The 257-nt window shown below is 50.2% G+C and carries 1 pseudogene; it reads left to right on the top strand.

Annotated features, from left to right (window positions below):
- A pseudogene (locus SB773_RS33005) lies at window positions 1–215 on the top strand (hypothetical protein); the annotation flags it as partial.
- Window positions 216–257: the final 42 nt, after the last annotated feature.

Raw genomic sequence — 257 nt, 5'->3', positions numbered from 1 at the left:
CCACGCGCTCAGCCAAATCAATTCCACTGTTCATATTCGACGAGATTGATCACGCCCTAGATTCGGATGGTCTTGAGCGCCTGATGTCGATCATGAAGGAAAAGGCTACCAAGTCCGGCACCGTGTTGGTGATTTCACATAACGATCTGAACCATTACATCAGTGATTCCGTCAGGGTCGTTAAAGAGCATGGCGTTAGCCGCCTGGAGGCATAAATGTCGACACTCGAAAGGCCATCCCAAACCACCCTTGATCAG

Origin of the sequence: Bacillus sp. SIMBA_074, assembly GCF_046534555.1 — a bacterium.
Classification (GTDB): Bacteria; Bacillota; Bacilli; order Bacillales; family Bacillaceae_G; genus Bacillus_A; species Bacillus_A mycoides.
This window is presented reverse-complemented; position numbering and strand designations above follow the sequence as displayed.